The 14,696-nt window shown below is 41.3% G+C and carries 4 protein-coding genes and 1 pseudogene; 4 read left to right on the plus strand and 1 reads right to left on the minus strand.

Annotated elements, in window-relative coordinates; all coding sequences use genetic code 11:
* The coding region (locus tag ACT3QR_RS05360; protein ID WP_444520360.1) for a VCBS domain-containing protein at window positions 1-9,960 on the plus strand (9,960 nt) is incomplete at its 5' end.
* A 196-nt stretch (window positions 9,961-10,156) separates the two neighbouring features.
* Window positions 10,157-10,394: pseudogene (locus tag ACT3QR_RS05365) on the plus strand (transposase); the annotation flags it as partial.
* Between the two features lie 238 nt (window positions 10,395-10,632).
* Here the strand turns inward: ACT3QR_RS05365 and ACT3QR_RS05370 are convergent.
* Window positions 10,633-11,559, minus strand: coding sequence for a hypothetical protein (locus tag ACT3QR_RS05370; RefSeq protein WP_444520361.1), 927 nt, complete (start codon window positions 11,557-11,559; stop codon window positions 10,633-10,635).
* Window positions 11,560-11,776: 217 nt separating this feature from the next.
* Between ACT3QR_RS05370 and ACT3QR_RS05375 the strand changes: the two genes are divergently transcribed.
* Window positions 11,777-11,905 (plus strand): hypothetical protein, encoded by a 129-nt coding sequence (locus tag ACT3QR_RS05375; protein ID WP_444520362.1) that lies wholly within the window; start codon window positions 11,777-11,779, stop codon window positions 11,903-11,905.
* A gap of 1,584 nt (window positions 11,906-13,489) precedes the next feature.
* The gene (locus tag ACT3QR_RS05380; protein ID WP_444520363.1) at window positions 13,490-14,554 is read left to right on the plus strand and encodes a hypothetical protein; all 1,065 of its coding nucleotides are present in this window, start codon (window positions 13,490-13,492) and stop codon (window positions 14,552-14,554) included.
* Window positions 14,555-14,696 lie beyond the last annotated feature (142 nt).

The raw sequence follows: 14,696 nt of genomic DNA on the forward strand, positions 1-14,696 counted from the left end.
CCTGTCGTTGACATCACTTATGTTGTTATCACGGGAGACGAGAATGTTATTGAAGGTGAAGAGGCTGAATATACAGTCAAATTTTTAGATGAAAGCGGTAGTCCTGTTATCGTTACTCAAAACACCGATGTCACCGTCACCTTTAACAATGTCAGTACTCAAGATACAGACACCGAATATAATAATGCCCAAACCATCACTGTCACCATACCTGCAGGACAATCAAGTGCTGCGCTTAACATCGACACCATCGATGACTATCTTGCTGACAAAGGTGAAAATTATAGTCTCACTATCACGGATATTGGCACTAACGAATTTGAAGCTGTCGACTTTAGTGACACGACAACTAACAGTATCACTACTACTATCAATACTAACAATTTAGGCAATAGCTCTAATGAAGGCGGACTTGATAGTAATGATATTGTGTATGTTCAACTAACAGGCGATGATAGCACTATAGAAGTAGATAATGCCTCGCTGACACATACTTTATCGCTTGTAGATGCTGATGGTCAGCCCGTCGAATTACCTGCAAGCGGCAGCATAGTGGTTAACTTATCTTATCTTAATGATGAGACCGCTGCGGCCGATTTTGATGCGAGTAGCAAGCTGACTGCGGTGACGTTTAATGCTAGCACTGGTAATCAAATTATCCTGACCAATACGGTATTAAATGATCCATTAAAAGAAGGCATCGAGAATTATCAGCTAGCAATAAGCTCTGTTGATGGTACCAATAGTGGCTTTGAATCTGTTCAAATTGATACCGAAAACAGTGTCACAGGCCAGATTGTCGATGACGTTGACCTCAAGCCTGATGTAAATACTGTACAAGAAGATGGCGTTTTAACCGCGACAGGCAATGTATTAGCTAATGATGAAGTCGGTACCGAAACATCCGTCAGCTTGCAGAGTCAGCCTAGCGATGCAAATGATTATGGTACGTTAACCTTAAACGAAGATGGCTCGTATACGTATGTTGTAAACAATAACAACTCTAAGGTACAAGCCATTGCTAAAGGGGAAGCAATCGACCAAGTATTTATTTATCAGGTAGGTGGGATTACTCAAACTCTAACTATTACTATTAATGGTGCTAACGACGCGCCAACCTTGGATATCTCTGGTAATAGTAATACCACTATCAATTATGCAACGGTTTACCAAGAGGGTGACGTCCCTGTTGCTATCAGTGACAGTAGTGCCATTGCTGATATTGATAATAACGATACGATTGGCAGTGCACTTATTGTCTTGAGCAACTCACAAACAGGCGATTTAATTGCCATTGATGAAGGTGATCTACCAACAGGTATTTCAGCCACCTTGTTAGGAAATAGTCGTATTGAGTTGAGCGGCAGTGCAAGCTTAGCTGACTATCAGTCCGCCATTGATGCCATTACTTTTGCCAATACCTCTGCTACGCCTAGCGAAATAGACCGTATCATTGAAGTGACGGTCACTGATACAGATAATGCTGATAGTAATACAACGACGACGGTTATCAGTGTGGATGCGACGCCGAAAGCAGTATCTGATAATGCAAGGGTTGAAGAAGGTGAGCTAAGCATTAACAGTGTCACTGAAAATCTAAATCTATTATCTAACGATGATTTGGGTACGCCAAATACAACCATTACGTCATTCACGTACTTAGATGAAAATAGTGATAGTCAAACAGTAACAACAGGCACTGTAGTCGATACTCAATATGGATCATTAACTATTAACGCAGATGGCACGTGGTCATACATGTCGGATGATACATCGGATAATCTAGACGGCATTATCGATAGTATCTCTTATACGATTACAGATGCCAATGGTGATATCAGTACTGCTGACTTTAATATCACAGTGGATGACACACAGCCCACGGCACTTATTCCTGAAGTTATATTGAATGAAGATGACCTAACTGGTGGCACCGATACGACGCCTGATGCGCTACGAGCGATGCGTAACCTTGGCATCACTAAAGCTGCAGATGATATAAGCGATATAGTATTCACTGGTGTTACCACAGCAGGGTTAGAAGCCTTATCACTTGAGTCCAATGGCGAGCCGTTGACTTACGAGGTGAGTAATAACGGTCATACGGTGGTTGCTAGTGCCGTAGGTAGTGAAGTGTTTACCATTACTTTGACCAATCCTACGGATAGCACTGGAGATGCGCAAGCGTTTGTATTTGAGCTACAAGGTCAGCTAGATCACACTGATGGAGTTACCATCACCTTACCTGTCAAATATGAAATTCAAGACACGGACAGTGCCAGGGTACAAAAATTTAATGTCAATATCGAAGATGATAAGGTACTGGCTAAAGATGATACACCTGTAAGTGCGGTAGAAGATTCGTACGTTGATGGTGATGATAGTACATTACTTACCGGCAATGTGATTGATAACGATCGAGGTGCGGACGCAGATTTAAGAATCAATACCTTTACTTATTTAGATATAGATGGCAATACGGTTGAAGATTCTACCGAATTTGGAGTAAATCTTGAAACGCCAACAGGTACTTTAAAAGTCAATGAAGATGGCAGCTGGACGTTTGCTGCTAATAAATCGATTGATAATCGTGACTCTGTACCTAACTTACAAGATGATGGCTCATTCAGTTACACACTAATCGATGCAGATGGTGACGTGTCAGATGTTGCTAATCAGCCTATAAGCGTGACAGACACCGCACCCGTTATCGAAAGTGACGAAAGTGTTGTTTTAAAAGAAGACGAATTGTTCCCTGATTCGGGTACTGCTAGCACTTATGTGGCCAAAGTCGATTCCGCATTTACGGTCACAGGTAATAAGGATAATATCTCTGATATTTACTTTACCGTTGCCGACGGTAGCCTAATAAACGGCCGTTTCCAGAGTAGTGGCCTACCGCTTTATTATCGCTATGCTGAGGTCGATGGCGTAACCGATTATAGTACTCTATATGTGTCGACTACTCGGAATGGTGAGCTGATTGCAGATACGGTCGATAATCCTAACAATAATGTCGTATTCAAAGTGGAGATTAACCCTGAGGGTTTGCCATACACTAGTGAAGATGCTCTAACTTATACCGCCACCCTCTATGATACGATCAGACACGATAATATTGATGCTGATAATGATGGTAGATTAGACAATATTATATTTGACCTTGATTATGCAGTGGTCGATGAAGATGGTTCGATAGCGGAAGATCAGTTCGATGTTGAAGTAGAAAATAGACTGTTTAATAAAGATCTTGATTTCACTATTAATGAGGGGGATTTTGGGGATATCACTGAGGATGAAAACATTGCTCCAAATGGTAAGGATGCCTTGTTAATCAATGCTGCTGAAAACTTTGATGGCGGTGTGGTCACCATATTGAATTATGATCTATCGTCATCGATAGATTTGCTAAGTGGCGATTTGGTTTATATTGATGTCAATGGTAATGCCAGTGATGCCAACGGTCTGTATACGTCTGAAAACCCAGCCGTCGTTGGTAGTTTGAGAAATATCGGCAATGGACAAATTGAGTTTAATCCAGAAGAGAACTATTCGTCTATCGCGACACCAAATAATAGAGCAGATTTACCAGACATACCGAACAGTTATGAGCAAACCCCTAATGAATTTAACGATTTTTATAGTGTGATGTTCAATCTCCGTATACAAGATGGAGGAAGGATCTCGACCAGTAGAATTAATATTGAAGTAGATCCTGTTGCTGATGCGCCTATTATCGTTATTGATGATAATGAAGTTGATATCGTTGATGGTATTTATACCAACTATGTTGAAGAAGAGTCATCGACGCAGCTTGGTTTTATAGCCCCAATCATTGGTGATAATGGGGGTGAGGCCAGTACGGATCTGAGTGACTATGATTCAGACTACGTGAGTGGCGCTATAAGCGATAACGATGATGATATCAATGGTGGGTCAGTCGATCGTAGCGAACGGTTTGGGGCGATCACATTAAGCGGATTACCTGAGGGCGCCCAGCTATTTTATATTGATGGCAATGGCGTTCAGCAGGTCATTATTGCTCCCACAGGAGATGATGGTACTGTCACGATTAAACTCACCGATGGCACTCATATTGCCGATAGTGAGTTTACGGCTGATGTTGAGATGACAAGTGACCAGTTTGAATCATTAATCGTCTCTCACCCAGATCAAGATGCCACTAACTTTACAGTAACTATGAGTGTCACTGAGTATGAAGTCGATGAAAATGGCGTCCCTTATCCGCTAGAGCCTAACGACTCCAATAGTGCAGATCCTGATGGTAGCTTGATAGCAGAAACCACATCAGTGGATGTACTGATTGATGTGCAAGCAGTGACAGATGCGTCGATTATTGATCTAGTAGAGCCTAATACGCCGCTCCCACCTGGCACGACTTCTATTACTCTGGCAAACGACCCTAATAATGGCATTGATAAAAACGATACGATCAATGCGGTTATTGACGAAGACAGCAGTCTAGATTTGCAATCTGTATTGAATGAAACGTTTATAGATGTCGATGGCTCAGAACGGTATTGGTATTCTATTAAAGGATTAGAAGATCTCAATGGTCAGGTAGTGACAGTCAATGGCACCAGCTATACCGTAGGTAAGAATGGCACAGTCATACTTCCAAAAGTGAAAGTAACGAGTGATGATCTAGACCCAAGCTTTACTTTTGCACCCCCAGCAGATTTTGCGGGTGTGATTGAGGCAACGCTTACGCTAAATACTCGAGATAGGGATTTAGATTCTGCAAATATTGCTCCGACCATTCAGACCGAGAAAACATCTGTAAAATTAAATATAACGGTAAATCCTACCATCGATGTGACGGCAGTGGATCCACAGGCAGGGACTGAGGATACAGCGATTGCTCTATTTACAATAAATGATGCTGGCGATTCAGTCTTTACCATCACTGATCAAGATGGTAGTGAGGCATTGTCAATAGTGGGTATTTTGAAAGATCAAATTGATGATTTGATTACTGCAGGTGCCGAAATTTCTCTAAACGGTGTGCCTATCACAACAACAGATCTGACAGATGAAGGGCTTTATTATGGCTTTAATGTCGATGATTTGAATGGCTATACTATTATACCGCCAGCGCATAGCAGTGCCGATATTGCGCTCACTTATTTTGTCGAGACTACCGATGGTTCGGTTGATAGTGACAACCCTATTACTGGTAATGAAACCTTTGATGTCATCATTAAGGTCACTCCAGTGGCTGAGAGTGCGGATACCGATAGCGATGGCGACAATAGCAATGATGTAGCTCTCAACCCAGACCATACTTATAGCACACTAGTATTTGAAGATGGTGATGATGATGGTGTGAGCAGTTCTGCACCCGTCTGGTACGACTTATCGACTGATATCGGCTTTAATTTACTGGATGGTTGGTCGAACGAAGATGATACTAACGACTTTGGTGGACCGAGCCATAGCAATGCTCGTACTGATTCAGAAGAGACCTTTGCCCGTCTGATCGTTCAGATTAAAGATGACAATGGTGAATGGGTCAATGCTGCTGGTGCTCAGTTCCGTTATGATAGCGTAGGTGAGACGCAGACTGTCACAGCAGGTAAAAATGGTGTAGACGTACCTGTAGCTGGGCTTAGCAGCTTGTCATTTATTCCGCCTAATAATTACTCAGGCGAACTGCGTATTCAGGAGCAAGCGGTTACTATTGACTATGATGAAAATGACGATACGGCAACAGATAAAGTCGTATCTGGCGAGTCTTTTCTTTACCTAACTGTGACGCCTGTTGCTGATGATGTGCTGCTTAGCGTGCAACCTGCTCAAGGAGAGGAAGATGCAGGTAGATCTAATGGTAATCCAACCGATGAAGATAGCTATACACCAGATGACACTATTGACAACCCTGAGGGAGGTATTGCGCTTAAGATAAAGGCACAGTCTAAAGATAAAGACGGTTCTGAAACCTTCAATGTCACTATTGATGTGATACCGGATGGTGCCTACCTTTATGTGTGGGATGCTGATAAAGGCGCAAATGGTGGCTATGTTTTGATTGACCAAAACTATGGTGCAGTCAATGATGTTACCACGGTAGATAATGCTGATGATACATGGTCGGTCACGTTGACTGATTACCAAAGTGATAAAGTGCCATCCTTTATACCGCCACTGAATAGTAATGACAACTATACGCTACAAGTCACTGGTGTATCAGTAGATGGCATGGATACCAGTGATCCTAGTGCGTCATTGGCATTGCCTATCAAGATTGACACGATCGCGGATAAAATCCTCAATGATGAATTGAATGAAGTTACCTTTGATTATGGTGGGCAAACCTCTGATAACTACGCGGTCATCCTTGAAGAAAGCGCATTGGATGCCGCTAACAGTGAGATAGCCTTTAGGTCTATTTTTAAGACGCCAGGAGATATCCGATCTTACGATGATGATGACTCTGAAATCGTGACCTATGTCATCACAGGTCTTGATGATAGGTTTATGATGCAAGGAGCCGACGTGACCTTTATCGGTGGTGAAGGCACTGCTAGGCAGTGGGTTGTGACGGATGAAGCGATCAATAATGGCGAGATAATACTCAAAACCGAAGACAATTTCGCAGGCGAAATTAACTTTAATATCAAAGGCGTCAGTACGGAACTAAAAGGCGGTAGTGAGGCAAGTCAAAACCTCCAGCCTGTACAGATATTTGTCAAGCCAGATGCGCTTGATAATGATGTGGTCAATCCTATTGCTGAGCAGAATGAAAACGATTCTGTCACGTTAGACTTTGAGCGCGCCTTTAGACGTACGGATAATCCAGATGATTGGACATCAGGCGTTGAAGAGTTAAAGAATGTGGCTATTAGCTTGACTGACCTTGAGGATCTGGGTGTTCAACTCACCGTCGGTGGCGTTGTTATCACAAGTGCTAACCCCGAAGTTGATGCTGGGTTTTATACCATCGAACGCGATTCAGACGGTGCGTTACCTGAGACTAGTATCATTGCTATTGCAGCTGAGCCTGCCAGTGATGAGCCTGATTTCGTCAACCATAAATCAGGCAATGATGTCTATCAATTTGGTATTAAATACACAGTGACGGATACCGTCAGATCCACTAGTAATGAGGCAGCAGATATCGTCTATCAGACGACGCTAACCCGTGAGACGGACTTCGTTGTAGATGTTTTACCTGATACTGATTCGCCAACATTGGACAATCTTGATGAGATTGGGACTTCAGAAACTATTGATATTGTTAACACCGATACGGTTGATAATGAGGTGATTAAAACGATCACTCTCACCTCACCAGATTTAGATGGTTCAGAGGTGTTTACACGAGTGCAAGTAGACGGTGTGCCCGATGGTATTTTAGTGGCCGTTGATGCTGATGGCAGTAGCAACTTCGTAGAAGCAGTTAAAGCGGGCGACACATGGTACGTCGACTTTGCCGATGAAACCATAGACACATCTATTACGGCGAGCGTAGATATCAAATTCAGTATCAAGGCAGGCTATGATGTGGATAGTGCAGAGAACTTACCTATTACCGTAACTGCTTATAACCAAGATGCACCTGATGTTGAGCGCTCGGTAGAGGCAAACTTCAACTTAACGCTTATCACAGGTACGACGGATGGTGGAGAAGAGCCTCCTGAGTTAGTAGCAGATCTCATCGTGCAGCCCATAACTTTAATTGAGGATGGTGCAGCTGAACCTTTGAGTAGCTATATTACTGCTACGTTAAATGGTGTGGCGTATGCTAATCAAGCTGCCGCACCTTTCTCCTTTACCTTAGACAATCTACCTGATGATGTGCTGTTGAGCTACAATGGCTCTGATCCACAAGTGTCAGTAAGCAAACAGGGCGATACGTGGTTGATCAGCGGCAATGCGACTGAAAATACTGATATTACTACTATATTAGATGATATTACGTTTGTACCTACAGGTGATTTTAGTACCAATATCACTGATAAATCTAGTGCTGACAACGAAGCGATTACCTTAGATGTCTTATTTACAGGTACGGATAGTAATGGCGACTCTGAGACTGTGTCAGCCGACAATCCAGCGTTTCCAATAAGTGATCCAGGTACTAATGACAGTACATTGATTGTGCTGCCCATTACCGATTACTTCGGTTTTCACGAAGACGATCCTACCGCAGTACAGAATGACGATAATATCGTGATAGAGGAAGATGAAGAAAGAACATTGACATTAGATCTGACTGCAACTGCTGATGCAGGTAATGTTGAAATTATCAATGGCAATGTCTATTTTCAGTTCGCTAATGATGCTTCCATCAACGGTACGCTTACGGATACCAATGGTGAGCTTTTAGAGCCAGTTGTTAATCCTATGGGATTACCTGAAGGAACGTATTTTGCCTTACCAGTGGGCGCAGATAATCCAGCGTCTGTAAGTTTTAACTTCGTTCCTGATGCGAACGAAGATGGTACAACTGTGATTGAAACGTATGTAGTACATAAAGAGGCGACAGATATCCTAAATCACGATACGACTACGCTAGTATCGCGTAAGGACTTTGAAATTACTGTTGAAAAGGGCGCTGATATCTTGCTATTAGTCGTCGATATGGACGCTTCAAGCTTAACCGTGGATGAAGATCAGGGCGAGAACAATGTCAATGCGGTCAGTATCATCTATGAGGCTGTACAGACAGATGAAGACGATCAGCCAGCAACCTTCATACTGGACAATGTCAATGATGACTTTACCGTCTCCTTTGTTAATGATAGTGGAGATATCATCATAGCCAATAAAACAGGGATAGGGTCGTGGAGTTTGCCAAGTACCGACACAAACCCTACGCCTGAAATACTTATCCAAGCCCCAGAGAACTATAGCGGTACGAGCAGCGCTGATATTTCAGTATTAAGTACAGATGGACTACAGGGCGATGTCACGACCGTGGATCTTATGTTTAAGCCAATAGCTGATGGTGTTGAGTTAACCCCGCAGAACTCAGCTGGTGAAGCCTATACATGGGTTGGATTAAATACCAATGCTAAGATGGAAGATACCGATGGTGTTGATGAAGGAGGTAGTGAAACACTAACATTGACGATTAGCCCCGAAGATGGCAAACCCTTTGATGAATCCATGCTATTTAGGATTGGCGACACAGGAGAGGTTATCGGCTTACGTAATGCTGATGACGATGGCGATGGTATCTCTGAAAGCTTGGACGGGATATCTGTTGAATTTGTAGCAGGTAGCTATGTATTGAGTGGCGTGCCTAACAATAGTATCAATGATATACAGATTCTGTATCAGGCGTATAATGGTACCATCACTTATACAGGCAAAACTGTTGAGACCTCAGACCCTGGGCAAGTCTCCAACGAAGTAACCGAAACTGCTGATTTGAACTTGAGTGAGTCTGTCGCTATCGAAACAGGAGCTCAAAACGACACTATCACTACCACAAATAGTAGCACTACCGTAAATTCTGGCGCAGGTGATGATAGAGTCACTGGCGGTGCTGGTGATGACCTCCTCGATGGTGGTACCGGTGTCAATACACTCGTAGGTGGTGCTGGCAATGATGAATTAGTATTCTCTGCTGATAATACTTTAATGGATGGTGGAGACGGTATCGATACCTTATTGATCAATATGGCTAGTAACACTATCGATTTTGGTGACATTTCTGGTGACTTTGATAGTAGCGTGATTAGTAACATTGAGGTGATCGACCTGACTGGGAACGATACGCAGTCATTGATTAACATCGGTACCAACGATGTGATTACCATGACCGACAGCAATAATGAGTTATTTATTAATGGTGATAATGATGATGAAGTATCTGTGACCGCAGATTTCGTGGAGCAACAAGTATCCGATCAAGCAGACTATACTCAGTATCAAAGTACAATAGATCCAACAGTTAGCTTGTATGTCCATAACGATATCACCATACTATAAGCAGGATGGTTTGGAATCGATGTTTTTAGGTTAATTGCTTTTCTATTTACTCGTTAAACAACGAACAGCCCTAATTTATTATGGCTGTTCGTTGTTTAGAGATATCAACCTTGTAGGTTGATTAATGTACTAAGCTATGCTGAAAAGAATTGTAGGGCCAAACTTAGCAAACTAACGACTCAATAGTGAATTTATTATGATTGAGAAAACTAGAGCTTATAGTACAGTTGTTAAAGCTGAAGCCATTAAAAAGATAGCCAACACTACGGTAATGTTTCAGCGACTGCAAAGCAGCTATAGTAGTCATGCAGACCTTATTTAACTAGCAAAGCAAAGCTGATGAAGGCAAGTTTATTCGTGCTAAGCAATACGGTCCTGAACTCATATGTATTATAGAAGAGAATAAACGTCTGAAACGTGACCTCAAAGTTTCGCCATGAGCAGCCCTGATTTACCAACCGTATCGTATCTTTTGATAGTACGTAGATTTAGGTCAAGAAAAACCAATACGGTCTTTTACTATTAAGTAGTAGCAGACGCTTTGCCAGTGAATTTTCTTTTGCTTGAGTTTGATATTAGTAATCAAATATAAAAATAGCGCCCATTACAGGCGCTATTTTTTATTCCATTTTATAAGCAAGACTCATGAGAGCTTTTTGGCAAAAACTATTTTTAGTAGTTGGCTTTAATTTGTGTTTCTAAGAAATCAGCCGCAACGTCATTATACAAATCACAATAAACTTTTGAGATATCAGGGTTAGTATTGAAATTTTCTTGGACTCCGCTTTGATTATAGAAAGCATCATATATTAAGCCGTTGTATCTAACAGCTGCCACGATCTCGCCATCTTCATCAGTATACCGAGCAGCTGGTAGCTCATTGTCGATTCCGATGTTTTCTTTGACAAGGTTGGTAACAGTTTTATACGTTTTCTCGTTAGCAATCCACTCATCTATAGTCATGCTACCTTCATCTTCGTCTTCCGAAAAAGTATAGAAATTTTGATTAGGTGTCTCTAGGAATATATAGCACTGAGAGCCATTAGGAAAAACTGGGTTAACACTGCTGGGAAAATAAGATAAATCAGTGTCAATACCGGTTTCAGCATCGAATGGCTGTTTGCCGACGCCAGCAAGGTCAAAGGTTGTAATGTCATAAGTTGAATTGACGGAAGCATTGCCTGAACGAATATTTAGCTTGAACGTATCACTATCAACAAAGCTAATATTATAAAATTGACTATCAAAGTCTTCAGGTACCGCAATGAACAAATTTTGGCCAGCGTAAAACTCTAATTCAGAGACATCACCTAGGCTGTCCTGATATGCAGTAGGTGAACTTCCTACAATAGTAGATATTGTCTGCATTAAGCCGCTATTGCTAAGTCTATAAGCAAGCTTACCCCATGCTGTTTTGTACTCTCCATCGTTCACATCGGTCAAAGGGTCAAATACTGTATAGCTTAGTTCGTTATTAACGATAGGACCATCATCGTCTCCATTACTTACGACGTATTGACCATCATCATCTCCGCCACATCCTGTAAGTACTAAGGCGCTGGCCAATGCGAGACCTGTATATAATTTATTAATTTTCATATTGTTACCTATTGTTAGCTTTCCGTAAGAAAACAATCATAGTTAAAGCCATGCATAATTGCAAAACAAAATTCCAGTCTTAACGTTATCGCTACAATACCAATCTATTTTATTGAGTAAAGCTATTCTGATTATTCATTAGAAAACCTACATTTTGTAAATGGTATTATTTAAGCAGCAAATAGTAATGGTTTTATTTTCAGTAAGAGAGAAAGGCATGGATACAGGTATTATTGAAGACGTTAGTACTCAAAACTCACGTATCTATGAGACTTCGATGATGAATACTAATGATGTTGCACCCTCAAGGATTCAGCAAAAAGAAGCAATGGAAATCAGTAAGTAATCAAATGCCTTTAATAATTCTAACGAGACTGAAGTGGGTGAGAAAGAGGAGTTTAGGTGAACTTGGCAAATGAAGAAAGTCGACCTTGCGTTTCAATGAACTGTTGGCGAGAAGGTAGATAAATACTAAAATTTCACATGACCGCCATGTCATACCTGTTAGGTAATGCAAAAAGTTGGTGGTTCTTTGTCGCTTTGTTTATTGCCAGTAGAAATATAATAATGCGTTTTATATACCTCGTAAATGCTCATTGTATTTTTAATACGTCTGAATGATAAGTCGCAAGGTTAGGTAGTTCAAAAGTATGTTTAACGGAAAGTATGATCGAATAAAAGACAGAAAATATTAGCTCTATTCTTAAAAATAGCGTACGCATATGAGGCAATATTAAGAACGAAAATATTATTTTAGAATGAATATAAAGCTATCTCTATGGCTGATTTTAAAGGTGATATACATGGTTTTTTAGTAGAAGACGCAATAGGGCTTAACACTTCTTAAAGTTTTTCTAAAGCAGAAATTGATATTATCTTTGCAATATAATGGATTTATTATTTGGTCACTATAATTTTTTGGGTGCATAATACCAAGTAGCCGCGATGGTTATACAGGTGCGTATACGCATATTAGTCTGACTATGACTAACTTTCAAATATCAATTCAAACGATAGCGTGTTATGACCTTCATAAAAGTGGCTCGAGCTTTTAGCTTGCTGGCTATTGTTACTGCCATACAAGTTACATCACTGACTTATGCCCATAACCCTAGTGCACATACTCTGCCTGCCAAAGAATGCCATATCACCGGCTAGAGTAGTGTCGCTGCTAATTTTATCGAATTAAAAGACGACAAGATTTATTTGACCAACAGTCACCATCAGCTACTCTCTTTTAATTTTTCGGACTCTTCAGCCAATGATCAAACCTATATTCTAGAAAAAACGCCCATATTCAAGCGATCAACCAGCTAGCAGTGATTGAAAATCTAGTAAGTAGTAATCAATTAATGGCTATTTAAAGTCCAAACCGTTAAACAATCGTGGTGAGGACGCCAGAGCATTCGGATAATTAGACAATGGGGGCGGGCATTCTGGACGCGCTGATGATTACCAATATCATCGTGCACCTACCTACAGTCATAAGTTGGTGAAAGTAAGCCCAGTGCTTATGCACTAGATGGCTTTCCTGTCTATGATGAAACCGATGACGGTCTTGATGAATATTTAGGCAAATTCAATGAAGACAGTAGCTATGAATACTATGCTACTTCAGAGCTCCCATATTTAACGGTAGGTTTGCGCGGAGCCGAGATCACAGGTTACAAGATTATTAGCCCGACCGAATATAGTCTAATCTATACCCATCACGGTCAAGAGCATAAGCTGGATTATAGTTGGGATGCTACTGAAGCGACTAAAGATACTTATACTTTTGAGTTTATTGATCCAGAGGGCACGACCATACAGACTTATAAACGCACTGATGGTATACAGAAAAAAATAATGTGCACTTAATGATAACACTCAGTTATAGAGACAAATAAGCGGAGTTTTAGACCATCTTATATAATACTAAGGAAGCATAATGAAACCTATTTTAACACCTGCTTTGCTAACCACGACTGCATCTTCTCTATTGCTGGCGGCGTGTAGCCAAACTCAAATAGACTCAGCAGCTACCGATGCCAATGGGCAAACGATAGCATCAATAAACAGTAGTGCAGATGCCAGCAGTTATACTGGCACCGCTAGCTTAACTCAAGGTCTTGCCCAGACTGACGTGACAAATGCCTATGAATGCGACCGCGGTCGCCAAACCAACATCGGTAGTATTCAGTCAACTGACGGTAAAATATGGACAGTACCAGCAGCGACCAATTTGCTCAATACAGATTTTCCAGTGGCGTCTGACTTAAACAACCCCTGTACGGGCAACGACTATCGCACTGCCAGTGAAGCGTTCGCTCAACTTGATGGCTCAGACATCATTGAAGTAGATGCAGATGGTGAGGTGTATACTGCTTATGTCTTTGCCGATAATTATTTTGAGATGTATGTCAATGGCGTAGCTGTCGGACGTGATAATGTACCGTTTACTCAGTTCAATTCAAACATTGTACGTTTCAAGGCAAAAGCACCGTTTACCGTTGCTATGCATTTGGTGGATTGGGAAGAAAACTTAGGCATTGGTTCAGAAAGTAATCGAGGCTCGGAATTCCATGCAGGAGACGGTGGTCTGGTCGCTGTGATCAAAGATGAAAATAACAACATCATTGCCAAGACCGATGAAAACTGGAAAGCACAGACCTTTTATACCGCGCCGATTAGAAACTTATCCTGTGTTAGTGAGTCAGGTAGCGAGCGCCTATCCAGCAATTGTATTACCACCGCCAATGTACAAGACGGTTCGGCAGATTATGGCTTGCACTGGGAATTGCCTACCAACTGGCAACAAGCAGACTTTGATGACTCTAGTTGGCCGAACGCTACCACCTATAGTAACCAAACCATTGGGGTAGATAACAAGTCAGCTTATACTAATTTCACAGATATTTTCGATAATGAAAAAGCAAATGCTGAATTCATTTGGTCAACCAATGTAGTGCTCGATAATGAAGTTATCGTACGCTACACAGTAAATGGTTTTTAAAACCTTATTTAGATCGGTCAACCTTTATGAAAGCTATTGAGTAATAAAGTTGCAGATATTAAACGCCTATACTAATAATATTATCTAGTACAATTGAACGTCATGTCTGAACATTCTATATTCATAGCTATTAGTGTTCAGA

Source organism: Psychrobacter sp. AOP7-B1-25 (assembly GCF_052376195.1).
Classification (GTDB): Bacteria; Pseudomonadota; Gammaproteobacteria; order Pseudomonadales; family Moraxellaceae; genus Psychrobacter.